Annotated in this window: 29 protein-coding genes and 1 pseudogene; 21 read left to right on the top strand and 9 right to left on the bottom strand. The window is 38.9% G+C overall.

From position 1 onward, the window contains the following. Positions 1 to 94 precede the first annotated feature (94 nt). A complete protein-coding gene (locus tag ACIQXN_RS15700) occupies positions 95 to 1,081 on the bottom strand; it encodes a COX15/CtaA family protein (RefSeq protein ID WP_402968416.1) in 987 nt (328 codons plus the stop codon). A 632-nt stretch (positions 1,082 to 1,713) separates the two neighbouring features. Between ACIQXN_RS15700 and cyoE the strand changes: the two genes are divergently transcribed. The 7 genes from cyoE (at position 1,714) to ACIQXN_RS15665 (ending at position 8,632) form a co-directional block, all read left to right on the top strand. Then, positions 1,714 to 2,652: a heme o synthase gene (gene cyoE / locus ACIQXN_RS15695; RefSeq protein ID WP_402968413.1), complete on the top strand. Its 939-nt coding sequence runs from the start codon at positions 1,714 to 1,716 to the stop codon at positions 2,650 to 2,652. Positions 2,653 to 2,916: 264 nt separating this feature from the next. Continuing rightward, complete coding sequence (gene coxB / locus ACIQXN_RS15690) at positions 2,917 to 3,999, top strand: cytochrome c oxidase subunit II (RefSeq protein WP_402968410.1); 1,083 nt, start codon at positions 2,917 to 2,919, stop codon at positions 3,997 to 3,999. Between the two features lie 24 nt (positions 4,000 to 4,023). Continuing rightward, positions 4,024 to 5,895, top strand: a complete 1,872-nt coding sequence (ctaD, locus tag ACIQXN_RS15685) for a cytochrome c oxidase subunit I (RefSeq protein WP_402968407.1) — start codon at positions 4,024 to 4,026, stop codon at positions 5,893 to 5,895. Beyond that, a complete protein-coding gene (locus ACIQXN_RS15680; protein ID WP_402968404.1) occupies positions 5,895 to 6,524 on the top strand; it encodes a cytochrome (ubi)quinol oxidase subunit III in 630 nt (209 codons plus the stop codon). The genes ctaD and ACIQXN_RS15680 overlap by 1 nt, the downstream gene beginning before the upstream one ends. A 3-nt stretch (positions 6,525 to 6,527) precedes the next feature. After that, positions 6,528 to 6,863, top strand: a complete 336-nt coding sequence (gene ctaF, locus ACIQXN_RS15675; protein ID WP_402968401.1) for a cytochrome c oxidase subunit IVB — start codon at positions 6,528 to 6,530, stop codon at positions 6,861 to 6,863. 161 nt (positions 6,864 to 7,024) lie between these two features. Then, entirely contained in the window at positions 7,025 to 7,927 is a 903-nt protein-coding gene (gene ctaG / locus ACIQXN_RS15670; protein ID WP_402968398.1) for a cytochrome c oxidase assembly factor CtaG, read from the top strand. A gap of 243 nt (positions 7,928 to 8,170) precedes the next feature. Further along, positions 8,171 to 8,632 carry a DUF420 domain-containing protein gene (locus tag ACIQXN_RS15665; RefSeq protein ID WP_402968395.1) on the top strand — a complete coding sequence of 154 codons (462 nt, stop codon included), beginning with the start codon at positions 8,171 to 8,173 and terminating at the stop codon, positions 8,630 to 8,632. A 103-nt stretch (positions 8,633 to 8,735) separates the two neighbouring features. Here the strand turns inward: ACIQXN_RS15665 and ACIQXN_RS15660 are convergent, their stop codons facing one another. Next, entirely contained in the window at positions 8,736 to 9,098 is a 363-nt protein-coding gene (locus ACIQXN_RS15660) for a YugN family protein (protein WP_402968393.1), read from the bottom strand. A gap of 275 nt (positions 9,099 to 9,373) precedes the next feature. Between ACIQXN_RS15660 and ACIQXN_RS15655 the strand changes: the two genes are divergently transcribed. Continuing rightward, positions 9,374 to 10,471: a CAP domain-containing protein gene (locus ACIQXN_RS15655; protein ID WP_402968390.1), complete on the top strand. Its 1,098-nt coding sequence runs from the start codon at positions 9,374 to 9,376 to the stop codon at positions 10,469 to 10,471. A 34-nt stretch (positions 10,472 to 10,505) separates the two neighbouring features. Here the strand turns inward: ACIQXN_RS15655 and ACIQXN_RS15650 are convergent, their stop codons facing one another. Then, positions 10,506 to 11,000 carry a PaaI family thioesterase gene (locus tag ACIQXN_RS15650; protein WP_402968387.1) on the bottom strand — a complete coding sequence of 165 codons (495 nt, stop codon included), beginning with the start codon at positions 10,998 to 11,000 and terminating at the stop codon, positions 10,506 to 10,508. A 132-nt stretch (positions 11,001 to 11,132) separates the two neighbouring features. Between ACIQXN_RS15650 and ACIQXN_RS15645 the strand changes: the two genes are divergently transcribed. The 5 genes from ACIQXN_RS15645 to ACIQXN_RS15625 all read left to right on the top strand — a co-directional run bounded on the left by ACIQXN_RS15645 (position 11,133) and on the right by ACIQXN_RS15625 (position 13,425). Next, positions 11,133 to 11,567, top strand: a complete 435-nt coding sequence (locus ACIQXN_RS15645) for a YlbD family protein (protein ID WP_402968384.1) — start codon at positions 11,133 to 11,135, stop codon at positions 11,565 to 11,567. Between the two features lie 21 nt (positions 11,568 to 11,588). Then, positions 11,589 to 11,831 (top strand): YlbE-like family protein, encoded by a 243-nt coding sequence (locus tag ACIQXN_RS15640; protein ID WP_402968381.1) that lies wholly within the window; start codon positions 11,589 to 11,591, stop codon positions 11,829 to 11,831. A 60-nt stretch (positions 11,832 to 11,891) separates the two neighbouring features. Next, positions 11,892 to 12,314 carry a hypothetical protein gene (locus tag ACIQXN_RS15635; RefSeq protein ID WP_402968378.1) on the top strand — a complete coding sequence of 141 codons (423 nt, stop codon included), beginning with the start codon at positions 11,892 to 11,894 and terminating at the stop codon, positions 12,312 to 12,314. Positions 12,315 to 12,372: 58 nt separating this feature from the next. Then, on the top strand, positions 12,373 to 12,822 hold the full coding sequence (locus tag ACIQXN_RS15630; RefSeq protein ID WP_402968375.1) for a YlbF/YmcA family competence regulator: 450 nt from the start codon (positions 12,373 to 12,375) through the stop codon (positions 12,820 to 12,822). Between the two features lie 327 nt (positions 12,823 to 13,149). After that, positions 13,150 to 13,425: a YlbG family protein gene (locus ACIQXN_RS15625; RefSeq protein ID WP_402868136.1), complete on the top strand. Its 276-nt coding sequence runs from the start codon at positions 13,150 to 13,152 to the stop codon at positions 13,423 to 13,425. Positions 13,426 to 13,465: 40 nt separating this feature from the next. On the opposite strand, the gene ACIQXN_RS15620 is transcribed toward ACIQXN_RS15625, so the two are convergent. The 4 genes and pseudogenes from ACIQXN_RS15620 to ACIQXN_RS15605 form a co-directional block, all read right to left on the bottom strand. Next, entirely contained in the window at positions 13,466 to 13,855 is a 390-nt protein-coding gene (locus ACIQXN_RS15620; protein WP_402968372.1) for a DUF7147 family protein, read from the bottom strand. Positions 13,856 to 14,283: 428 nt separating this feature from the next. Continuing rightward, a complete protein-coding gene (locus ACIQXN_RS15615; RefSeq protein WP_402968369.1) occupies positions 14,284 to 14,946 on the bottom strand; it encodes a zf-HC2 domain-containing protein in 663 nt (220 codons plus the stop codon). 4 nt (positions 14,947 to 14,950) lie between these two features. Further along, positions 14,951 to 15,433 (bottom strand): RNA polymerase sigma factor, encoded by a 483-nt coding sequence (locus tag ACIQXN_RS15610; protein WP_402968366.1) that lies wholly within the window; start codon positions 15,431 to 15,433, stop codon positions 14,951 to 14,953. Positions 15,434 to 15,586: 153 nt separating this feature from the next. Then, positions 15,587 to 16,634 (bottom strand): annotated as a pseudogene (locus ACIQXN_RS15605) (IS1595 family transposase). Positions 16,635 to 16,846: 212 nt separating this feature from the next. Between ACIQXN_RS15605 and rsmD the strand changes: the two are divergent. Further along, the gene (gene rsmD / locus ACIQXN_RS15600; RefSeq protein WP_402968363.1) at positions 16,847 to 17,410 is read left to right on the top strand and encodes a 16S rRNA (guanine(966)-N(2))-methyltransferase RsmD; all 564 of its coding nucleotides are present in this window, start codon (positions 16,847 to 16,849) and stop codon (positions 17,408 to 17,410) included. A gap of 12 nt (positions 17,411 to 17,422) precedes the next feature. After that, positions 17,423 to 17,914: a pantetheine-phosphate adenylyltransferase gene (coaD, locus tag ACIQXN_RS15595; RefSeq protein ID WP_402968360.1), complete on the top strand. Its 492-nt coding sequence runs from the start codon at positions 17,423 to 17,425 to the stop codon at positions 17,912 to 17,914. A gap of 39 nt (positions 17,915 to 17,953) precedes the next feature. Here coaD and ylbJ read toward each other — a convergent pair whose 3' ends face one another. Beyond that, complete coding sequence (gene ylbJ, locus ACIQXN_RS15590; protein ID WP_402968357.1) at positions 17,954 to 19,180, bottom strand: sporulation integral membrane protein YlbJ; 1,227 nt, start codon at positions 19,178 to 19,180, stop codon at positions 17,954 to 17,956. Positions 19,181 to 19,437: 257 nt separating this feature from the next. Between ylbJ and ACIQXN_RS15585 the strand changes: the two genes are divergently transcribed. Further along, positions 19,438 to 20,235, top strand: a complete 798-nt coding sequence (locus ACIQXN_RS15585) for a patatin-like phospholipase family protein (protein ID WP_402968354.1) — start codon at positions 19,438 to 19,440, stop codon at positions 20,233 to 20,235. Continuing rightward, positions 20,225 to 21,250: a SepM family pheromone-processing serine protease gene (locus tag ACIQXN_RS15580; RefSeq protein WP_402968351.1), complete on the top strand. Its 1,026-nt coding sequence runs from the start codon at positions 20,225 to 20,227 to the stop codon at positions 21,248 to 21,250. Before ACIQXN_RS15585 ends, ACIQXN_RS15580 begins: the two co-directional genes overlap by 11 nt. A gap of 91 nt (positions 21,251 to 21,341) precedes the next feature. Here ACIQXN_RS15580 and ACIQXN_RS15575 read toward each other — a convergent pair whose 3' ends face one another. Next, positions 21,342 to 22,550, bottom strand: coding sequence for a nucleotidyltransferase (locus tag ACIQXN_RS15575; protein ID WP_402968348.1), 1,209 nt, complete (start codon positions 22,548 to 22,550; stop codon positions 21,342 to 21,344). A 217-nt stretch (positions 22,551 to 22,767) separates the two neighbouring features. Between ACIQXN_RS15575 and ACIQXN_RS15570 the strand changes: the two genes are divergently transcribed. The 4 genes from ACIQXN_RS15570 to ACIQXN_RS15555 all read left to right on the top strand — a co-directional run bounded on the left by ACIQXN_RS15570 (position 22,768) and on the right by ACIQXN_RS15555 (position 25,134). Then, positions 22,768 to 23,289: a YceD family protein gene (locus ACIQXN_RS15570; protein ID WP_402968345.1), complete on the top strand. Its 522-nt coding sequence runs from the start codon at positions 22,768 to 22,770 to the stop codon at positions 23,287 to 23,289. Between the two features lie 65 nt (positions 23,290 to 23,354). Next, positions 23,355 to 23,528, top strand: a complete 174-nt coding sequence (gene rpmF, locus ACIQXN_RS15565) for a 50S ribosomal protein L32 (protein WP_402868151.1) — start codon at positions 23,355 to 23,357, stop codon at positions 23,526 to 23,528. A 135-nt stretch (positions 23,529 to 23,663) separates the two neighbouring features. Further along, on the top strand, positions 23,664 to 24,422 hold the full coding sequence (locus ACIQXN_RS15560) for an enoyl-CoA hydratase/isomerase family protein (protein WP_402968342.1): 759 nt from the start codon (positions 23,664 to 23,666) through the stop codon (positions 24,420 to 24,422). 79 nt (positions 24,423 to 24,501) lie between these two features. Next, the gene (locus tag ACIQXN_RS15555; protein WP_402968339.1) at positions 24,502 to 25,134 is read left to right on the top strand and encodes an RsfA family transcriptional regulator; all 633 of its coding nucleotides are present in this window, start codon (positions 24,502 to 24,504) and stop codon (positions 25,132 to 25,134) included. The last annotated feature ends 23 nt before the right edge of the window (positions 25,135 to 25,157 follow it).

The following is a 25,157-nucleotide window of genomic DNA, read 5'->3' as shown; positions in this document are numbered from 1 at the left end:
CTGTAGGCCTATTCTCTGTCCAATGTTTAAAAGCCATGCAAAAGCCATCATTCAAATGAATGATGGCTTTTGCATTTGTTTGAAAAATCAGACCTTATCGAGCAGGTATGGTTGGGGATGACACGTTCACGTCTTGGTCATTAATCGTGGAAACTTTATTATCCTTTTCAATAAGTAAAGCGTTTTTCCTGCTTCTTGTAGTGAGGAGTAACAGATAACTCATGACCCCGAAAAAACAGGCAATAAATAAGGCGTGTGCCAAGGCGATATACAAATTCTGACGCGAGAAAATGATGAAAGCTCCGGCGGTCACTTGTAAAAAAACTAGGATGAATGCAACATTCCAACCACCGTATATGACTTTTTGATGCTTATAGTGTTTATGGGCCAAGAATGTGGCGTATGAAACCCAAAAGAAAATGATCCCGGCTATCGACCTATGCCCCATTTGAATCCATTCATAAATATTGGTTGGTAGAAACAAATTCCCGTTCCCACACAAAGGCCAATCTTTACAGATAAGGCTAGATTCGGTATGCCTAACAAGGGCGCCAGTATAAACGACTAGTAAACTAAAAATCAAAATGCCTGTAATGTGGAATCTCATTCTTTTGTCGACGATAAGTTTTTCAGCTTCGAATTTCTTGTCCACTTCGAAAATCAATAGTGTTAATAATAAGACAGATGCAAAGGATATCAGGGAAATACCGAAATGAAGAGCCAAGACAAAATCAGATTGTGACCAAATTACGGCTGCAGCTCCTATTAATCCTTGAAGAACGAGGAAGCCGAAAGAAATGATGGATAGAAAGCGGGCTTCCCGAATGTGGCCTATCTTTCGCCAAGACATAACAGATAATAGCAGGACCATAAGTCCGCCTGCACCTGATACAAGTCTATGCGAGAGTTCTATCACCAGTTCGAACGAAATTTCTTCGGGTATCAATTGGCCGTTACATAAAGGCCATGATCTTCCACACCCCATGCCGGAATTTGTCTTTGTGACTAAAGCTCCCCCTATTAGGATAAAGAGCATGACGATCGTTGTTAAAACACCCAACCATTTAAGAGACGATTTCACAAGTAGTCCCACCTTTTTCTTTGAGTCAAATCAGTTAGTTTTATAAAATTACTTACTATCATCATATCATAAAGCATTTGATAAATATTTGTAGAATCTCCTCGATATTACACAAATTAGAATGATTTTACAAGTTAGAAAAAAGTGTGTTTTTTATATGAGGGCAACAGTAACGGTTGAAAAATATGACGAAATTTGCTAAAAGTATAAGAAGGAGGAAATGTAAAAAAGAGTAAAGATGTGTAAAATGTAGGATACTGATATAATGAATGTTGAAAGTGTCTTCATATGAATTTCTTAATGCACTTGCACTTTTCGTTTAAAAGGCTCTCGACACAATTTGGTCAAGAATAATACGAAAAAATTTCACAAAAGCTTCCAAAAATGTGTTTTAATATATTGAAGAAATATTTTACTGATTTTTACTATTATCTAAGTATACCTATAAAGTATTTGGAATTGATGAACTTCCGAGGGCTCCCAATGATAAAGGGTATATGTAATTTTTTTACTTTTTGTTTGCGCTTCCTTGGTTACAAATATAGAAAAGTATGAAATAATGTTCTATAGGATGTACTAAGTTTAACCTTTTACTTTTGCATGTTTGTGAATGATTCAAAGGAGGAGAACAAATGTCAGAAACAAGGGGTATGTCCGAAGCTGTCTTGAAGGACAGTAAAGCCACCCTTCAATCGGATATACCAGAAACCACAGCCTGGAAGGACTTTCTGGCACTTATTAAAGTGGGGATTGTCAATTCAAACATAATCACAGCTTTTACTGGTGTGTGGTTAGCCATTCACTTTTCGGGACTTAGCTTTTTCGGTAACCTTAATGTAGTGTTTTATACTCTTGCAGGCTCGGCTCTAATCATGGCTGGATCTTGCAGTTTCAATAATTACTATGATCGAGATATCGATCATTTGATGGAAAGAACAAAAAACCGTCCAACTGTTACAGGAAAAGCACAACCTTCCAAGGTATTGTTTCTAAGTTTTGGATTGATTGCTGCAGGCCTTATTTTTCTTGCATTGACTAATATGACCACGCTATTGATCGGAACATTTGGCGTTTTTGCCTATGTAGTCCTCTACACAATGGTCTTTAAAAGAAGGTTTGTATCGAATACGATAATAGGTAGTATATCGGGTGCAGTACCACCTCTGATTGGATGGGCAGCCATTGACCCGAATCTTAATGTTATTGCGTGGGTATTATTCGCAATCATGTTCTTATGGCAGCCACCTCACTTTTATGCTCTTGCAATGAGGCGGGTCGAGGAATACCGTGCAGCGGGGATCCCAATGCTCCCTGTTGTAAAAGGTTTTAAAAGGACAAAAAAATCAATTATATTGTGGATTATTACTTTAATGTTCATTCCATTCTTTTTAACTCCATTAGGTATCCCATTAGTCGTTTTGGCAACATTATTAAGTAGCGGCTGGCTTATTTTGGGATTGAAGGGGTATAAAAAGAAAGATGACATTAAATGGGCCACTTCCATGTTTGTATATTCGCTTAATTATATGACTATATTATTTGTAGCGATGGTTATAGTTACACTTATTTAAAGTAGGTAAAACATATATGGTCGCAGCTTGTTATAGAATGAGCTGCACCTAACTCGATAATTAATTGTTCATTAATTTCATACATATTATCCAGAGAAAAACATCATGAGATTCCTTCATTAATAGAGCGGTTGGTTATTCAATAAAAAATCCTTAGTCTAGGGATTCTTTCTTTTATAGAAATTGACATAGAGAGAATATTCGCAATTGCGCCCATTTTTGTTTTTGTGAGAAAATTTTGATGAAAGAGGGGTTTCTAAAGCTATGAAAAAAAGGTTGCACAAATGGCGCCTGATTGCTTTGCTGGGTATAGTAGGACTTGTCCTTTCGGGCTGCGGTGAACCATTTCTATCCACGCTGAAGCCAGCTGGCGATGTTGCGCAAACACAGTTTGACTTACTGATGTTGAGTACATTAATCATGGTACTGGTAATTATTGTAGTAGTTATTTTGTTCGTTGTAGTTTTGCTGCGCTTCCGCCGAAAAAAGGGCGACGAGACAATACCGAAACAAATTGAAGGAAGTCACAAACTTGAAATTATCTGGACTGTTATTCCTATCCTTCTTTTAATTGTTCTAGCTGTTCCGACTGTTGTCACCACTTTTGACTTGGATGACACAAGCGCAATGGATAAAAAAGATAAGGATGGAAAAACGAAGGACGCTTTGGTAGTCAATGTTAGGGCGAACCTTTATTGGTGGGAGTTCGAGTATCCAGACCTTGGCGTGATAACAAGCCAGGATTTAGTCGTCCCAACTGATCAGAAAGTTTATTTCAACTTGACCGCTTCAGATGTCAAACATTCATTTTGGATTCCGGCTGCCGGAGGAAAGATGGATACAAACACTGAAGGAGTCAACTCGTTTTTCTTAGAATTCGATGGAAAAAAAGCTGAAAATTCAAAAGACTTGTTCTATGGGAAATGTGCTGAGCTTTGCGGACCTTCCCATGCATTAATGGATTTTAAAGTCGTTACGAAATCAAAGGCTGACTTTGAAACATGGACTAAAGACATGAAGACTGCAAAAGCACCTGTGGTAAGTGGGGATGTTGCTAAGCAGGGGGAAGAAGTCTTTAATAAAAGCTGTATCGGTTGTCATGCGGTTACACCTAATGACAGTAGACCCGAAGCGGCTCGTCAAGCTCCCAACTTGTCTACTTTTGGTGAACGTGAACGGGTAGCGGGAGTATTGGACCACACTGAAGAAAATGTGAAGAAATGGATCAAAGATCCTGAGAAGTATAAGCCGGGTAACACGATGACCGGTACTTACGGTGAGCTTTCTGATTCAGAAATTAATGCACTGACAGCTTATCTTTTAGAGCTTAAGGTGGAAGAAAAATAGAACATTGATTAAGGAGGTTAAATCGTGAGTACGCACGCTAATAAAAAAGGATTTGGCGCTACGATCTGGGATTACTTAACAACGGTAGACCATAAGAAAATCGCCATTTTATATCTAATTGCTGGCGGATTATTCTTTGTGATCGGCGGTTTGGAAGCGATGTTCATCCGTATCCAGCTGGCGATTCCGAATAATGATTTTGTAAGTGCCGGATTTTATAACGAAATATTGACCATGCACGGCACGACGATGATTTTCCTGGCGGCCATGCCGTTGGTATTTGCTGTAATGAATGCCGTTGTGCCTCTGCAAATAGGCGCACGCGACGTTGCTTTCCCATTTTTAAATTCATTAGGTTTTTGGTTATTTTTCTTTGGGGGTATCTTCCTGAACCTTTCATGGTTTTTAGGTGGAGCTCCTGATGCTGGATGGACTTCATATGCGTCATTATCCCTTCACTCTGAGGGGCATGGTATTGATTTTTATGTACTGGGATTACAGATATCAGGTTTGGGAACCTTAATTGCAGGGATTAACTTCCTTGTGACCATTATCAATATGCGTACGCCAGGAATGACATACATGCGTATGCCGCTATTTACATGGTCAACCTTCGTTGTTTCTGCTTTAATATTATTTGCGTTCCCTCCTCTTACTGTAGGGCTTGTATTAATGATGTTCGACCGGATGTTCGGAGCTAATTTCTTCGATGTAGCAGCCGGGGGTAATACGATTATTTGGGAGCATTTATTCTGGATATTCGGTCACCCGGAAGTATATATTTTAATTCTACCGGCTTTCGGTATTTTCTCGGAAGTTTTTGCAACATTTTCGAGAAAAAGATTATTCGGTTACTCTTCGATGGTATTTGCAACCGTGTTAATCGGATTCTTGGGCTTCATGGTATGGGCCCATCATATGTTTACAACTGGGTTAGGACCAATTGCCAATGCAATCTTTGCAGTTGCAACAATGGCGATTGCCGTTCCAACAGGTATTAAGATTTTTAACTGGATCTTCACGATGTGGGGCGGAAGTGTGAAATTCACGGTGCCGATGCTATATGCCGTTGCCTTCATTCCATCCTTCACGATGGGTGGCGTGACGGGTATCATGAATGCCGTCGCTCCTGCTGATTATCAGTTTCATGACAGCTATTTCGTTGTTGCCCATTTTCACTATGTAATTGTGGGTGGAGTGGTATTAGGTTTATTGGCCGGGATCACGTTCTATTGGCCGAAGATGTTTGGAACGATGTTAAATGAAGGATTAGGAAAAATCACTTTCTGGACTTTCTTGATTGGTTTCCATTTAACTTTCTTCATTCAACATTTCTTAGGATTGATGGGTATGCCGCGTCGGGTATTCACCTTCTTAGATAATCAAGGTCTCAATACAGGAAATATGATAAGTACAGTGGGGGCTTTCTTAATGGCGTTTGCTGTCATTATACTAGTCATCAACGTTATCATAACGTCTGTTAAAAATGTAAAAGTCGGCAATGATCCTTGGGGAGATGGCCGTACTCTTGAATGGTCCATTCCATCACCACCACCATTCTACAATTTCAAGCAACTTCCGCTTGTTCGCGGTTTGGACCCTTATTGGGTTGAGAAAATGGAAGGTAAAAAGGAAATGACGCCAGCAGAGCCACTTGGTGATATTCATATGCCTAATAATTCAATCCTTCCTGTAATTATTTCATTCGGTTTATTCGTAGCCGCATTCGGTGCTTTATATAATATGGATGATAAAAATTGGACACTTCCTGTAATTATTGTTGGCCTTTTGATTACATTTGGTTCCATGTTCATACGTTCTGTCAAAGACGACCATGGATATCATATTCATAAAGAAGACCTTATGGACGATGATGATAAGGAGGTTAAGGCATAATGCAAGCAGATGAAAAATTCACGGATGCTACTTGGCCTGCTTCTCCTGAGAAAGCGACTTTAGAAGGTAAAAATAAATATTTAGGATTCTGGTTGTTTCTTGGCGGAGAGACAGTATTATTCGCTTCACTATTTGCTACGTACCTAGCATTAAAGGATAAAGTTCCTAATGAAAATGCAGCCTTAGCAAAAGACTTATTCGAATTGCCTCTTACTTTTGTTGCTACCATGTTGTTACTGACCAGTTCATTAACAAGCGTGTATGCAATGTATCACATGAAAAATAACCATTTTAAACAAATGCAGGCATGGATTCTTATTACTGTATTCCTTGGTTTGGGTTTCCTAGGTCTGGAGATTTATGAATTTAACCATTATGTTCATGAATATAAGCACACATTTACTAGTAGTGCTTTCGGTTCGGCGTTCTATACGTTAGTCGGATTCCATGGAGGTCATGTTGCCTTCGGTTTGATGTGGTTCATATCACTGATGCTACGAAATGCGAAAAGGGGTTTGACTTTATATAACGCCCCTAAATTTTATGTAGCCAGTCTTTACTGGCATTTCATTGACGTAGTTTGGGTATTTATCTTTACAGTCGTATATTTAATGGGAATGGTGGGATAACTGATGGCGAATGAACAGTCAAATTCAGCAAACCCGAATGTCGATTTAAAATATCGTCGAAAGAAAAATGCTGAAGAGATGAAGCATCAAGTAATTACTTTTACACTTATGATTTTTCTAACCTTAGTAGCATTTGCCGCTGTAGGCATCGAAGGATTTTCACATTGGTTCATTAAACCAGTCATTTTGCTGCTAGCGGTCGTACAAGTCATTTTTCAACTTTATTATTTTATGCATATGAAGCATAAAGGCCATGGCACTGTCACATTGTTTCTCTTTTCTGGGCTTGCTGTCGGTTTGATCACAGTACTAGCTTTTATAACAATTGTCTGGATATGACCTGAAAGGAACCGGCTATTTTCATTAATAGCCGGTTTTTCTCTATGTAGCATTAGTATTTACTAATAAAAACCAACTTTATCTATATTTGTTACTATGTCTGATTTTAGGTATAATAGAAGGATAGGAATGGAATAAAAGTATGCGAACGAGGTGATTGTATGTCTATAGATATTTTTGGCTTTCGTGCTTTATGGAGTCCATTTTATTTTACTGCCCTTGTGCTTATAACCGTTGGATATTTCATGATGGTGACGAAGCTTAGGTATAAATTCAAGGATAGTTCACCAGTTTCCCTGAAACAGGTAATCTATTTTTTACTAGCGATGGCCCTTCTTTATGTCATTAAAGGTTCGCCAATTGATTTGTTAAGTCACATCATGTTCAGTGCACATATGTTTCAAATGGCTTTGCTTTACTTGGTGATACCCCCTTTATTTATCATTGCGATACCTAAATGGGTCTGGAGATTAGTATTGGATGTAAGGGGAGTGAAGTCACTGTTTCAATTCTTCACGAAGCCGCTCTTTGCGCTTATGCTATTTAATGTCCTTTTCTCGTTGTATCATATTCCCTTAGTTTTTGACTTTATTAAAACTGGCATGCTGGTCCACGCAGGCTATACGGTGATTTTATTCACGACAGCAGTTTTAATGTGGTTTCCTTTAGTTAATCAGCTTCCAGAACATGAAAGCCTTTCTGGTGTTAAAAAAGTAGCCTATATTTTCGGAAGTGGCATTTTAATGACTCCTGCATGTGCGTTGATCATTTTTGCGGATTCGCCAATGTATGATACATTTACCAATGCCGAATCTTGGGCTAGTGCTATGCAGCTTTGTGTACCTGCCACAGCTTTATCAGGATTGACGCTAAGTGGTCCGGAAATGTTTAATGGATTGCCTTTACTGGAAGACCAACAACTTGGCGGAGTACTTATGAAAGTCATTCAAGAAATTGTTTTAGGCTATGTTTTAGGCGTCATATTCTTTGCATGGTTCAAAAAGGAGAATGGCGGTGGAAGTGATATCGACCCTATTCCATCGGAATTACAGACCGTAAAATAGTCTTGCGTGAAAGGGTAAAAAGCTTGTCTAACAGTGGGCAAGTTTTTCCTAAGATTTGTTGAGTTCTTACCAATCCTTAAAAAATTCATGTACAAAACATGAATCGGCAGGAAAGGCTAGACATATGACTTGGCTTTTCGTTAAAAGTGAGCATTCTGTTACGTTTGCTTGCTTGTATTGTATTTTACGATTACCTCTTATAGAATAATAGTTGATTAATAAATATAGAGAGGACTACATCTTATGTCTTTACCAATTCTTCCAACAATAAGTACTGCATTCATTGTATTAAGTTCAATCACTGTTGCAATAGGCTGGTATCAAATTAAACAGCGCAGAACAGAGACCCATAAGAAGACCATGATAGTGGCAGCAATCTTTGCAATCATTTTCTTCACTATCTATCTTTCACGTACGGTTTTTGTAGGCAACACGTCTTTCGGAGGACCGAAGGATATTGAAATTTATTACACAATCTTTTTGATTTTCCATATCACGCTTGCCACTGTAGGAGCAGTAATGGGGATCATTATGTTGACGACTGGTTTAAAAGGTAAATATGCCATTCATAGAAAAATTGGCCCTACGACTAGTGTAATCTGGTTTTTCACAGGAATCACCGGTTTGGCTGTATATCTTCTACTTTATGTCATTTATCATGGTGGAGAGACGACATCGTTGATAAAAGCAATTCTTGGAACGTAATACTATAAAATAAAGCCTGATGTGAAAAGCATCAGGCTTTATTTTATACAAGAAAGAGGGGGGAGTATAGATAATTCCCCTTTTCTTATGCTCATTTTCAGTTTTACAGTCCGTTAAATTGCGTAAGTTCTTCTTTGACCTGGGAAAGGATTTTTTCACACTGTTTCACTAATGAAGGGGGGAAGAATTCTCCTTCTCCATATTCTATACCATGTGGGTAGTAGTGTTTTCCTAAAAGTGGGACCATCAGTTTCATAGTTGCCCTATGAGCACCAACATCCCCTTCAATTGCATATCCAAGTATACGCAGGTAATACGTGCCTTCTCTCAATTCGAATTTACGATCGTAACTAACTCTTTCGTAATCCCATTGTTCGGCACGTATTAAACCGTATTCTGGCATTAGGTCATCTAATCGGTTCAAGTCGGCTGTGATGTTCTCGATTCCAAAGCTTTCAAATTTCACGAGTAGTACCTCCTATTTTTGCATTTGAGAATGAAATGACATACAAGGAAAATAATATGTAGTATAGCTAAAGAAAATTCCCCAAGCATATTTATAATATACCATTTTATCCTATATTTTATAATAGTATGAAATGGTGGAAGTTGCAATGAGCTCACCATGGTATTTTCATGATTCGCAAAATTTCCATTTTTTAAAAATAAAACATGTTGTATTCACTTGTAAAAATAGAAAATTTTATTTGAACAATGATATAATCAGGAAAGAAAGCTAAAATGATACGATACATAAGCATAGAGAGAGGGTGTGTTCCTCTGCGCAGGTTAGGCAAGGTACTGCTGTTAATTGTTGTTTTTTTCATAATCGGCATTTATACGAATATCGGTCTGGAAGAAAAGTGGAACCCTCTCATAGATGGGAACAAGGAAGTTAATCCAAACGATACTATAAATGAAAGGAGTTCATCCTCAGCGAAAGATGAAATGATTGCAAAAGAAGGATTAGCGAATACGATTGGGAAGAATATGAAAGAGATCAAAAAGGAGTTTGGCGAGCCCAATCGAATCGATATGTCTGCCTACGGGTATGACTGGTGGATATATAATAAAGATTATAATGATTATTTTCAATTGGCGATGGAAAATGGTAAAGTCGTATCGGCATATGGCATTGGGGATAAAGTTAACGTAGCCCCATTTAAAATTGGACAATCTATTGATGCCATCTATTCTAGCCTGTATGTGGAGCCAACTGTTGATATAGAGGCTGGTGATAGTACCTATCGTTTCGAATTATCGGAAGAAGATATGAATATGAGACCATTAATAGAACTTGGGGACATTCATGTTCAATTATATTTAGATAAGTTTACAGGAACCGTTTCAAGTGTCCGGTTTTTGAATAATTCTACTCTTTTAAAACAGCAACCTTATGAGCTGACCTATCATGGTACACTGGTACCTGTTAAGAATCTTTCAGAAGAGGAATGGAACAAAGTGAGAGAAGGCAATGAGCAACAAATCTTCGATATCACGAATATCGTACGTAGCAGATTTGATTTGAAGCCATTAGGTTGGGATGATTCTACAGCTGAGGTTGCTTTTCTTAATAGCCAAAAGATGAAAGGCACACAGGAAGAAACTCAATTCTCTGAGACAAAAGGGGATTTAGATGACCGCTTAAAAGCCGGGAAAGTTCAGTATAGTGTTGCTGGTGAAAATATTGCAGCGAATTATGTAGATGCCGTAGCGGTGATGGAAGGCTGGCTGAACAGCGAAGGCCACCGGGAAACGATTTTAAGTGAAGAGTTTTCTGATTTAGGTGTAGGGGTGTATAAAAAGTTTTATACTCAGAACTTCATTCAGAAAAAATAAAACGGATCCTTTTGGGACTCCGTTTAATTTATATTCAGTTCATTTTTACTATGAAAAAGCTACCGGTGGACACAGCACAAAGTAATCCGTCATCTCGGTATACCTTTCCTTCAAGAATTATGGTCTTACTGCCTTTATGTATAAGGTTACATGTACATGTCAATTGTTCACCTATAGCAGGTTTAACATATCGCACCTGAATGTCAGTTGTCACTGTAGCATAGCCCTCTGGGACCGATGAACTGGCAAGGGTCCCCATAGCCGTGTCTATTAAAGTGGCAATTACTCCTCCATGGGTAATATTCAATTCATTATGCACTAAAGGCGTGATAGGCATCAACATCGAAAGGGTGGTGCCATCGGAGATAACTTGTTTATTTAGCTGCAGTAAATTTGAGATATAGGAATATCTTTTTTTCTTTCTTTTGGTCTGTAAGCTGGAAATAATTCCTGATAATACACGTAACTCTGATTCGTCTGCAGTAATAGCTAATTCTTGAAATTCACCGATAAGTTCTTCACTTTTCATTCAAAAACACCCCTTTTTCCAATATTATACTATAACAAACCATAATCGAATGATGAAAATTGAGCCATGCACTTTTTATTCCGTTGTGGCATATCGTAAAATAGGCGATGTCTTAGTGTGAGGTGAAGAGTAATGGCAAAAAAAAAACGCCCCTCCGTTGATAGATTTCGGGAGTTTGTCAAGATTCATCCTTATTTAGTAAATGAAGTGAGAAATAAGCAAGCAACATGGCAGGAACTTTTTGAAGAATGGTACCTACTCGGTGAAGATCATCCACGCTGGCAGGCTGATGACAGTGTGCAGGCTTCTGTTGGAAAGACTGAACCCGTGGTCGCTGTAACAGATAAAGGGGAACAAAACTCGGAGTTGCTTGGCACGGTGATGAGTGCCGTTAAAAATATGGATATCGGACAAATACAGCAGTATATTTCAAGTGCCAATCAGGCGATTGGAGCGATACAAGGGGTATTAGCTGCTTTCCAGGGAAATAAAACGGGTGGTGATTCCACTCCAGCTCCAAAAGTACAAGAGCAGAGAAGCAATCCATTTTTATTTAATAAGGATTAAATAGCACAGGGAGGAATCTTTATGCGTCATAATGTGTATGAATTCATACAAACTAATGAGGATATGAGAAAATATTTAAGGATACAACCTGCATGGTATAAAAGGTTGATGCGTAATCCTCATGAATTAGATAAATTCGAAACGGAAGCAAAGTACTTTTTTGAGAAATCGATTCCACATCGAGTCTCTAAATTTTCAGATAGCGTCCAGGTTGCCTCGATGATGCTTCATATGTTCCAAGCGATGAATGTACCAAGCGAATGAAGAAAAAAAGAGTAAATTACTCCTTTTGGCAGATAATATCGACAAAAGGGGGACGATGTCATGAAGAGAATGATGATAGTTCTGACAGTATTGTTGGCAGCTACAGGTTGTGGAAAGAAAATCCCTGAACCCGAAAACGTAACGGTCACTTCCACACAAAATGTCACTGACCTAAAGGCTGCCACCACTGTACAAAACGTCCACGATGAGGACTTCCGGGTAAAGACCTTTGTCAAAGGAAACTCAGTATTTGTGGAATGCTACCTGAACGGGTATAGTTTTTCAGGAGATGATTCAAAACGGCTGGCGACCGTTTCCGTACTCATAGATAATCAAAAGAAAATCGATATGCATACGGCCGCCTTTATCTTAAAAGATATTCCTCGTGGTTTGCATAAGATCAAGCTGGAGGTGTTGAAGGACTCCGGTCAAAAGACTGGGTTGAAAAAGGAGATTGAAGTACATATAACTACTTCTATGTAATCATAGAAATAGCATTTTGACAGGGAAAATGGTAAAATGGTGGAGGAGGTGAGCTTTTATGCTTGCTACTATGGAAATTGTCGATATTCTACAACAGGCAGATGGATTGGCAGAAACGATTCTTCATTCTGATATAGGAGAAAATTATCTTCTTAGTTTATATAAAGTAAAAAGCGATAAAGAGGCGCAAAGAAAAATTTCTAAGTTTACCTCTCTTAAGGATCTTTTTGAAGATGTACAAAGGTTCGGTAAGTATCATCCGGATTATAAGCGCATCAATTTGGAGACCAGAGAGGCAAAGCGAGATATGGATATGCACCCTACTGTTGCTGAGTTCAAGATGGCAGAGACGGAATTACAGAGTACTCTTGATGAAATTAGCGGCCTAATCGGTCATGCTGTTTCAGAACAGGTTAAAACACCTGCAGGGAATCCCTTTTTCGTGTCTTCAGGTGGCTGTTCTTCGGGAAGTTGCGGAACCGGGGGAAGCTGTGGTTGCTCTGCTTAAGATGGATGAAAGCCTGGTCACTTAACCAGGCTTTTTTTGTATCACCGTTTTAACTTCTTCACCCAAGCTCGGTTAGGACATATGTTCCTGCAACGGTTCGTCAGAAGAGGTGACAGCAGCCTATATATCCAAGTCTACTGCCATGCCAAAAATGTTTCAATGTAAGGTTGCGTTTTAAACGAAGAGTTATCAGTAAGGTCAGTACCTGGTTTCTTATCATATTCAAAATAGTGAGAGAATTTTGTGTATAATCATTTTTCTTGGTTGAAAGGAAGGATTCTGCTATGCTAAAATTAGTTAAAGCCTTTATAAAAGGGAGTTATTGATATGCTTGGAGCAAGACAAGGAATTATCGTCTATTTACATACATTAAAACAAGCTAAAATGCTTAGGAAATTCGGAAACATCCATTATGTATCGAAAAAATTGAAATATGTCGTCCTTTATACGAACATGGATGAAGTCGAACCATTGGTTGAAAAGCTGAATAATTATTCCTTTGTAAAAAAAGTGGATCTTTCTTATAAACCTTTCCTGAAAATGGAATTCGAAAATTCCAAACCAGATAAGGCGAAGGAATATGATTATAAAATGGGAATTTAAAAAATGCTGACTCACAGAGTCAGCATTTTTTCGTTGCACTTCAGCCCAATGGAGGCAGATACCTATTCATACGCAAGATACCTATCAAGTGTTGGTAGTACAATTCTATTTCCGCGAAAAGCTTGGAAGATTTCACATCTATTTCTATGATTGGTTTGTCCAATTCCTGAGCTAAATTTTCAAATAGTTCATATCGTTTGTTTGCGGTAAAATGAGGATTGGGTATTCCTTCGCGACAAATATAAAGTGGCTGGAATTTCCCTGGGTCTGTTGGGTTCATCACGATAACCAACGAGGTTACCTGTTTATCATTAAGCGTAGTATGCATCGCTAAAAGCCTAGCTACACGGTGTTTCTGATTACGCCCTACCTCGATCAGTTCATATATATCAGAATAGCCTTGTCCAAGTTCAATAAACCGTTGAATCAATTAAACCTCTCCTAACTAACTTATCTTTCATTACTTTATCATTTTATCCGATAAAAGAGAAGGGCCATTTCATGTCTGTGGGGATCCGTAAAGTTCTCCGATAAAGCTGCACAAAAAAATCCCTGCATATTACATGCAGGGTCCTTCTATGTCTAGTTATGGACCAGAAGGCAAAGGGAGAGGAGAAACCGGAGGAAGACTTATGGGGAAACGTAAGCCTTCTCCGCGGTTGGCAACAACACTTAATAAGTCATGTTGTTATTTTCATTATGACCAAAATCAGGTTATATATTCATTTTGTAAGAGATTTTAATGACGAGGACAATCATTTAATTTTAACGGAACTTTCATAAGCTTGAAAGTTCCGTTAGTTCAATTAGAACAGAGACGTTTATTCAACAATGGCCGTCGTCTATCCCATTTTTAAATCATTCAGCATGGTTATTTTTATCATATAAATCCTTTATAGGTATTACATCGGTTTTATCTTTATATTGTATAGTTACCTTATCTTCATCCGTTAGTTTTTTTTCCTTGCCATTGTACAGTAATAATGTGTTTTCATCTACAAATGTGAAGGTAATGCCACTTCCATTTTTTAAGAGTTTCGATGGGGAAGAGAAATCGTTTCTTTTTTCATATACAAATATATTATCTGTATATCCCTCATCTGTTTTTGCATCTGTTAAAATTATATAATGATTGTCCTTTTTTGCTTTGAATAAAAGTGTAGACATCGTTCCTTGAGTCTGAATGTTTGTTTCAACATCACTGGAATTTGCTTGCCACATATTTACGAACACAAAGTAATAAGCCGTTATCAGAACAAGAAACATTGCTAGTAGTGATGAGACGATAACTGTTATCTTTTTTCTATTTTTGGAGCGTACCTTTTTGAAATAATCAATGTTCCTTTTATCCTTTCTTCTCTCATTTTCATCTTCTGAAAATAAATCTCCCTTCATTTTGTTTAAATAATTTCGGCATTCTTCACATTGATCCATATGTTTTTCTATCTGTTCGTTTGTTTCTTCACTTGTTAATTTATCAATATAAGCAGGAGCCAAATCCTTAAATACATTATGTTTCATAACCTTACTCACCCTTTCTTAGTTCAAGTTTTGCCCTATAAAAAGTTACCCTTGCCCAGTTTTCCGACCTCTCAAATATCGAACCAATTTCTTTGAACGATAATTCACCCAACAATCTTAAGTAAAGTATTTCTCGTTTATCCTCACTGAGTTGATGAGTCTTTTTGAAAAACATGATTTTATCTTCGTTTTTTATATACTCATTTTCCAGGTCATAAAATATTGTATTTTCATTTTTTAATGAATCCTTCAATTGTTGGTTTTTATTTTTATGGTTTAATTCTTGTAACCAAACGTTTTTAGCAATTGCACAAAGCCACGTGGAAAACTTGGCTTTACCATTATCGTGAAAATTATTAATGGATTTAATCGCTTGATAAAATGTTTCTTGAGTTAGCTCCTCTGCTAAATCAAGGTTGTTTGTCAAAGTTAATAAATATTTAAAAATAAAATCCCCATAATCTTGATATATATTGTCCTTATCCACTGCCACCCTCCTTCTTCCATCTGGCCATTTATCTATGTATCACAAAATTATTGATTTCGTTACAACACTTTTAAAAAAACTGCATCATTATAACAGATATTGATATTCACTTATCCAATTAAACTGCCCCGTTAGTTGATTAAAGAGATAACCTTAAACAGTAAACTTAGACAATCTAAGTGTATCATACGTTTCTATATTTGGAATTAGTTACCTTTTGTTATCATATCGTTCACCGTAACTTCATTTCTCTGATGATGGATGCTTTCTAATACTTGAAACCACGCAAGGTAATTGTTCAGATATTTGGTCGCCACTCCGTTAAAACGTTGTATCCAACCTTACAGTCTTCGGTGATAGTTATTGACGTTCTGAATATGATACAGGCCCTTGGTGCGAGTTTTACCGTCAGACTTAAACTGGTAAATAGATATATCCTTTTCGGTAGCATAGGTTTTAAAAGCACGCCAAGCGTCGGTGCATAACACATTCTCGCTGGAAAGTTTATGACCGATGGCTTTGTCTAATTGCTCTTTGGTTAAACGTCCCATACCTAACGTCTGTGAGAAGGTCAACTTGTCACGGTCTCTTGTGACCAGGACGCATACATGTTCGTTACTTATGCCACGTTTCTTTGCGGAACCGCCTCGTTTGCGTGGCTTTCTATCCTTAATCTTTCTTTGCCCTTTTTCTGAGTAAAGGAAATAAGTCTCGTCCATTTCAACGATACCTTGGAAATTGGAAACCTCCATTTGTTTTAACGCTGTTAGGAACTTGTGCCTCCAATAAAATAATGTGACGTGAGTGATGTTACCAATCAACTCTGCTGATTTACGAAGCGAATAACCTTCTATCAAACATTCTATAAACTTTACCCAACGATTGAGATGACGGGTTCGATATAATGCCGTATTGGTGAGGTCAGTGAATGTTTTTTACAAGCCTTACAGCGATAACGTTGTTTCTTAATTTCTTCACCATCTACGATAGTAGAATATTTTCCAAATCGTACAATGTGTTCTGACTCACAATCGGGACACCGGTAGCCATTCCTATTTTTACGTTCTGAAATCTCTTCCAGTACAGTTCCTGTGGATGATGAGGCAGTAAGAGCATCAATTAAATATTCCCGTAATCGATGTTTTTCCGCTGGATTCAGTTTTTGAATGGCTTTAAGTATATCCCTTGCTTTCACAGTCATCACCAACTTATATTTGATGACTTCGTTATAGAACGTTTGTTCGTTATAAGTAAATATCAACAATGAACTTTAACAGAGCCAATTTTAAAATGGGATGTTTGATAATTGTCTTTCCTTAAACAAACGGATTTGGCTTTTGTTATTGGCTAGCAATTTCTAATATGTTAGGATAGGAAAGTAACAGAAATTTGTCATAAAATGTGGTGAGAAATATGAGGGTCGTTTCCGGCATATGCAAAGGAAGACCACTTAAGGCTGTACCGGGTACAGGAACCCGGCCGACTACGGATAAAGTCAAGGAATCCATTTTTAACATGATCGGTCCTTATTTTGAAGGCGGACTTGTATTGGACCTGTTTGCTGGAAGCGGTGGATTGGGAATTGAAGCTTTAAGCAGGGGAATGGATCGGGGCATCTTTGTAGACCGCGACTTCAAAGCTAACCAAACAGTCAAGGCAAACTTGGAGCTGTGTAAGTTTACGGATTGTGCAGAGGTTTACAAAAATGATTCAGAGCGTGCATTAAAGGCCTTGGTGAAAAGGGAAATAACGTTTGAATTGATCTTTCTTGATCCTCCTTATAAAAAGCAAAAACTAGTGGATTTATTAGAAGAGATACATAAAAACCGGCTGCTCAGCGATATGGGGTATATTGTTTGTGAGCATGGCGATGATGTTTCGTTGCCAGAACAAGTTGGCGACTTTACCATCAAAAGAAAAGAAGTGTATGGAAGTATTGCTGTTACGATTTACCAGTGGGGGAACGTACACGAATAGGGGGAACGAAGAATGTCGAAAATAGCGATTTGTCCGGGAAGTTTTGATCCGATTACATTTGGCCATCTTGATATCATTCAAAGGGGAGCGAACGTGTTTGATGAGGTCTATGTAGTCGTCGTGAACAATTCTGCAAAGCATTCTCTGTTTACTGTAGAGGAGAGACTGAAATTAATCACTGAAGCGACGGCCCATATGCCGAATGTGAAGGTGGATTCCTACCAGGGATTGACGGTCGACTATGCTGAAAGCGTTTCCGCCAATGCGATTATCAGGGGTTTGAGGGCAACATCGGATTTTGAATATGAGATGCAAGGAACATCGATGAATAGATTTTTAAACAGTAAAATCGAGTCATTCTTCATCATGACGAAAAATCAATATTCGTTCTTAAGTTCCAGTATCGTAAAGGAAGTCGCGAAATATGGCGGAGATATTTCAGAATTAGTGCCGCCTGTTGTGCAGAAGGCTTTGACACAGAAGTACGAGGAACATAAAGCATAAGAAAGAGAGCATGGTCCACATTATGGACTGTGCTCTTTTTTATGAAATGTCACTCACCAAACGTTTTGCGAATATGATGATGTAAATCATTAGACAAGCTAGAGTGACAAGTGGGCCGAAATCCAGCATGTTCTGATATAGCGAATGTGCATGATCACCTGTGAATCCATTGACCGGGAAATCATTAATTGCCTTTCCGTTGTCATCGGTACCCCTATAGAAAGGCTTCCATAGTAAAACGGTGAAAATGGCGGCAAGGAAACCATGTGCAATTCTGGCGAAGAAAAATGGCATAAATCGAATATCGGTTGTTGCTATGATACTTGCCACTTGAGCTTGGATGCTAAATCCATTGAAAGCAAGGATGAAACTTGTCATGATGGTTTGTTGTAGAAGCGTCGCATTTTCTATCGAGCTGGTTAATTTGGATCCAAGGGTCATTTCAAACATTCCTGAAATAAACGGAAGGCTCAATGAATTAGGGAAATGGATGATATGTAAAACCCCTCCGATTCCAGTGGCAAGCAAGCTGGTAATATTCATATGAAACAAAAGTCGATTCACCACTGAAAATAGAATGATGAATCCACCTATCATAAGAAGAGTTTGGATGGATGATAGCACGGCATCCCCTAGCAACGTCCCAAATGGCCTAGTTTCCTTTAATCGGTTGTGGTGCATTTGACTAAATGCTTGTCTGATGGAAGGCAGTCTTGAGGTTCTCTTTGTCTGGACTTTTCCCTTTTCCTCTTTTGTTCCGTAAAAGCGCATCAAGATTCCTACACAAAGGTTTCCTAAATAATGGGCAAGCGCAAGGATAATGCCTAAGTGAGGATCATGGAAAAATCCTACGGCAACGGCGACAAATAGGAACAAAGGATTGGACGAATTAGTAAAGCAAACGAGTCTTTCCGCTTCAATTTGGCTAACCTGTTTTTCTTGACGGAGCCTTACTGTGAATTTTGCACCGGCTGGAAATCCGGAAGCGAGTCCCATAGCCCAGACAAAGCCACCAACACCAGGTACTCGAAATAAAGGACGCATGAAAGGTTCGAGTATGACCCCAATGAACTTGACCACACCAAAGCTAATTAATAACTCCGAAAAAATCAAGAATGGGAGGAGGGAAGGGAAAACGATTGTCCACCACATGTTCAAGCCACCTTTTGAAGCATCAAAGGACTCCTGGGGAAAGATGATCAAGCCAACTGCCATCATGGTAACCGTGATGGCTAATGCTATTGTTTTGGATTTTGATTTAAGCAAAGTTAAGCCTCCTCCTAAAAGGGTTACAGATGCGCAGTAGGGTCCACTGGTTAAAACATGATAAAATGTAGATATTAGGTACAAGGAATGACTATATGTTTTGCACATGGCACTTAAGGAGTCTGAATTTTCGGCTACCCATGCTTGTTTTACTGTCAATATAAACAATATGCTTCTATAAAACTGTTTAAGACCATAACTTTGTATGAGTATGATTTTGATTAAAAATGAACTTTTTATAGTGAGGGGAGATTTCTATGCCGCATCCAAAGATCGGACTAGCGCTCGGGTCGGGAGGAGCGAGGGGATTTGCACATATAGGGGTAATCAAGGTGTTGCAACAAGAAGGCATTCCGATAGACATGATTGCGGGAAGCAGCATGGGAGCGATGGTCGCTACCTTTTATGGAGCTGGTTCCGATATTGAACGGCTATATACACTTTCGCGGGCATTTAAAAGGAAATATTACCTGGATTTTACGATACCTAAAATGGGCTTTATTTCAGGAAAACGAACAAAGGATTTAATCCGGGTTTTCACGTACGGTAAGAATCTTGAGGATTTGGATATACCAATAGCGGTGGTCGCTACTGATATTAGAACAGGGGAAAAAGTTATCTTTCGTGAAGGACCGCTAGCCCCTGCAGTCAGGGCAAGCATTTCGATACCAGGGATATTCGTTCCTGAGAAAATTGGAAATCGACTCCTTGTAGATGGAGGGGTCATTGACAGGGTTCCGGTTTCGGTCGTAAAGGATATGGGAGCGGATATCGTCATTGCTGTGGATGTCGCCCATGTAAAGCAGGACGTGGAGATAAATTCAATATACGACGTTATTATGCAAAGCCTAGATATCTTGCAAATGGAACTGGTTGAAAGTAGAGAGGTAGCCTCGGATGTCATGATCCGGCCAAGGGTGGAGAAATACAGTTCGAAAGCATTTACAAATATACAGGAAATAATTAGTATTGGAGAAGATGCTGCAAAAGATAAGGTAGACCAGATTAAGCAAAGTATCGTTGCTTGGAAGGAGTCAAATGAAGATGAATCGTAAAATGTTTATACGCACTGTCCTGGTGGCCGCTATACTCCTTATAGCATCAGCGCTATATACCCTCCCATATTATGTAACAAAACCAGGAATGGCTAAAGAATTAGAGCCGATCATTCAAGTTACAGGTGCGGACGAAGAGCAAGGGAGCTTTATGTTGACCACGGTGAGGATGGGAAAGGCGAATGTTTATTCCTACTTGTTGGCGAAATGGAGTAAGTACCAGGAAATATACCCGGAGACCTCTATCCGGAGTCAAGATGAAACAGATGAAGAATATAATGTAAGGCAGTTGCATTTAATGGACGGGTCTAAAAACAATGCAATCAAGATCGCTTATGATAAAGCCGGGAAAGAAGTGGCGTATCAATACTTAGGGGTTTATGTTTTGGATGTCCTCGAAGAAATGCCAGCAGCGAAGGATTTAAAGGCGGGCGACCAGATTGTTCAAGTCGATGATTTGAGATTCAAGTCGGCCCAGGAATTCATGGATTATATCAATGGAAAGAAAGCTGGCGACGTGATTGATTTGGTGTTCAAAAGGGAAGGGAAAGAGAACAAAGTTTCTATCCCCCTAAAGACATTTAAAGATGATTCCAGTAGGGTAGGAATTGGGATATCACTTGATGATTATCGAAAGGTAACTACGAACCCTAAAATTTCCATAGATACGGACCAGATTGGTGGACCTTCGGCAGGATTGATGTTCTCGTTGGAAATATATAACCAATTGACAGAAGGGGACATCACGAAAGGGTACGATATAGCGGGAACGGGAACCATAGCAGATGACGGGACGGTCGGTCCCATTGGCGGAATCCAACAGAAAATAGTCGCAGCGGATAATTCAGGTGCAGAAATTTTCTTTGCGCCCAATGAAAATGGAGCAGCGGGATCGAACTATGAAGAAGCGATGATTGCCGCAAAGGACATCAAAACGAAGATGAAAATCATCCCAGTGGATAGCTTTAATGATGCATTACAGTACTTATCCAAGATCAAAGGAACAAAAAAATGAAAAAAAGCGCAAGCAGTCTACCTGTTTTGCGCTTTTTAATATGATTTCATAAGGCGACAGGCTGTACCTTACGCCAATCCAATGCAATTATTTATCTTTTTATGATTGGAGCTTCAAATTCCCTCTTCATTAAGGCAGTTTGATAAGGTTCACGTAAACCCATTGCATACACCTGTGCAGCTCTTATGTCTGAATCGATGTGATGATCTTGATACGACGAAAGCTTGGAAACGAGTGGGACCGGCAATGTTTTTTTTACAGTCCGAAGGTAAGCCTGGCCTCGTTCGTTCATGCCCAGCAACCTGATATAAGATGGCAAATTGACATGAATCATATCTTCTTTTGATGTATGGGTCAAAATATGAACGCACATTCGTTGAATCCGCGTCCAGGTATAGCGTTTTGTTTTCATGGCGGTCATGAATCCATGAAAGTTCATTGATTGTTTCGCCATCTCCTTCATACGATATTCGATGCCTTCTTCGATATCATAGATTGTTGCCAATTCGGTCAGTGAGGCTGCGAGAATCCGATATTTCAGTAAGGGCCAATACAGTTCCCATTGATGTAAGGTTTGATAGGCGGCTACATAGTGTTGAAGCCCATGCAATGTTGAAGGTGGGATATATCTCTCCACTGCATTTAATTCTTGATTTTCTTCTAATATTGCCTTGCGGATTCCAGTTGCGCTGGCAATCGGCTCGGAAGATAGTTGAACATCATGATATCCAGCGGAAACGCGTTGTATCGTATATGGTTGAATCGAATACCCATTTGATAGAGCGGCACTCACATACTCTTTACCCAGGATATTATTCGGCTTCGTCAAATCCAACGTATCCTCATTATTGCTTATCGTTTGAAAAGCTTTTGAAGCGCTGGTTGGGTAACTGTAGCCCATCTTCATCAGAGATTTAATGGTTGCGTTATACGTATTCGCATTTTCATTTAGAATGTTATGGGCATTGATGAAAGGTTCGATTCGTCCATCTTCGCTACCGAAACAAAAGGTGTCGCAGCCTAAAGATTCCAGAAGGGATATGGAGCCTTTAGCGAATATTTCCGCTTTTTGAACTGCAAAGGGATAAGGTAGTTCAATAACCAGGTCAATGCCACCAAGGAGGGCCATTTCCGTTCTTGCCCACTTACTAACAAGTGCAGGTTCACCACGCTGTAAAAATGGTCCGCTCATCACAGCAACGATTACATCGGCCCCTGTTTTTTGCCTGCTTTCCCTGGCATGGAGGGCGTGGCCATTATGAAAAGGATTATATTCGACTACTAAACCGCAAGATTTCATACAATCACCTCAGAGAAAAACTTTGTATTTTTTCAACTTAGTGCTAAAATAGTATTTCAAGTAAGGAACTAGAATGATTCGTCTTAATTTTTTGTTTGAAATTAATTTTAAACTTCGCAAATCAGTTAGGATGACTACATTATAGTGTAAAGAAAAAATATTGACAAACTTATAATTGAAAGCTATAATTATTTTTGTTGCCTTGAGGTGATTTCATATGAAATGGACAATTAGTCAACTTCAAAAAATTCGGGACAAAAATTTACAGTTAGATGAATTAGTGGATGTCATAGACATTAAAGAAAGAGACAAGCAAATACGCGATGTTTCTCCAATTAGAGTAACAGGAAGAGCTGATATCAACTCTACCGAGATTACTTTTCACTTGCATCTTACAGGTGAATTGACATTACCTTGTTCCCGTACACTGGTAGACGTTAAATATCCGATTGATATTGATACAAAGGAAACCTTCCTTTTAAAAGCAGATGGCAATCATTTCTACGGAGAAGATGTTACTGTTGTGGAAGGCGATGTTGTAGATCTTATACCGGTAATTAAAGAAAATTTATTGCTAGAAATTCCGATGCAGGTTTTTTGTGAGGATGTCGATCCTAATGAAGCTGCTCCTCGATCCGGGAAAGACTGGGCTGTTATTTCTGAAGAAGAAACTAAACATAAGGTTGATCCTAGATTTGCAAAGCTTGCCGACTTTTTTGACAACAATAAAGAATCTTAATTGGAACGAAAAATCGCTAATCCGATTTTTCCAGCTTTTTTATATTTTTTAAGGAGGTGGGAATAATGGCTGTACCTTTTAGAAGAACGTCGAAAACTGCAAAAAGAAAACGTCGTACGCACTTCAAGCTTCAAGTACCTGGTATGGTAGAATGCCCGAGCTGTGGTGGAATGACTCTTTCACATCACGTGTGTAAAGAATGTGGAACATACAAAGGAAAAGAAGTTGTCGCAAAATAATTTCTTTACCTACTCGAGAGCATTGCTTTCTTGATATGTAACACGCTAAAAAAAGCACAGAGATTTATCTCTGTGCTTTTTTTACAGGTTTATTTGACTGAATATTAAGAAAAAAGATGGGGAGAAGGTGTTTTTATGTATAACACATTAATAGTGGAAAAGAATGATCATGGATATATGACGGTTTCATTTAATAGACCTGAGAAAAGAAATGCTGTGAATTTTCTATTGATGGAGGAACTTGAAACGGTTTTATCAAACGCAGCTGGTGATGATGAGGTCAAAGTGCTAGTCCTGACCGGAGAGGGTTCTCAGGCATTCTGCTCAGGTGGGGATTTAAGTGAATTTCAAAATCTCTATACGGAGGAAGAAGCTTACACCATGCTATCAAGGATGGGAGAGATTCTGTATAGACTGGCAACTTTTCCGAAACCGACCATCGCCATTCTTAATGGCAGTGCAATCGGGGGCGGGTGTGAAATAGCCACCGCTTGTGATTTCAGGCTGGCCAGACGGGGCATAAAAATAGGATTTGTACAGGGAACACTAGGAATTACAACAGGCTGGGGAGCTGCATCGCTTCTGCTTGAAAAGCTTCCGGTGCAAAATGCCATGAAGCTACTGCTTGATGCTAAAATACATAGCTCAGAAAATGCAAAGGAAATCGGTTTCATAGACGAAATAGTGGATTTAGAAGAATGGGGAGAATTCGCACAAGGTTTCCTGTGTCATGAACCAGGGGTTTTAATGGCTTATAAAAAAATATTGGTTAAGAAATGGCAAGATGGTGGTTTGAAAAGAAGAATGGAAGCGGAAATTCGCGAGTGTGCGAAATTATGGGCAACGGAAGCCCATCATGTCGCCGTTAGCCATTTTTTGAATAAAAAAAAATAAATGTTTAACCGTTCTATATTCCGTCTATCTTTCCTATCAAGTGCATATTATGAAGTAAAACTTACTTGGAGGTAGAGAGATGACGATTGCAAGACAAGATGCATGGACCCAGGACGAAGATTTATTATTGGCTGAAGTGGTGCTAAGGCATATTAGAGAAGGCAGTACGCAATTGAAAGCATTTGAAGAAGTGGGGAAACAATTATCAAGAACGTCTGCAGCTTGCGGTTTTCGGTGGAATTCCTTTGTCAGGAAACAATATAAATCAGGAGTGGAGCTGGCTAAAAAACAGAGAAAGGAACAGGGGGTCCGGGATACAAGCTTTAAGGCTGAAGTAAAGGAGGATGTAATGGAGTCGAATGAGCAAGAGATCGCTACGGAGTGGATAAGGGAAACTCCATCAACGCCCTCTACTACTCTCCAAGAGGTAATTTCATATTTAACGAAGATGGATGAATCCTTTAGACATGATAGGGAGGAAAAGGAAAGGAGTTCCCAGCGTTCTTATTATCTTGAACAGGAAAATGAAAGGCTCCGGGAAGAGAATGGCTTGTTACGGGATAACTTGAGAGTGGTGGAAGAGGATTACAGGGCACTAATGCAAATAATGGAGCGGGCTAGAAAGCTAAGTGTTTTAGAAGATGAAAAATTAAACCCGAAGGTGAGTTTCCAAATGGATAAGAACGGAAATTTGGAAAGGGTAAATAAATGAGAAATGCGGGTGGAAAAAATCCT

Origin of the sequence: Peribacillus sp. NPDC097295 (assembly GCF_044761665.1) — a bacterium.
GTDB lineage: Bacteria > Bacillota > Bacilli > Bacillales > DSM-1321 > Peribacillus.
The sequence above is the reverse complement of the archived record's forward strand: the minus strand, read 5'-3'. Positions and strand labels throughout refer to the sequence as shown.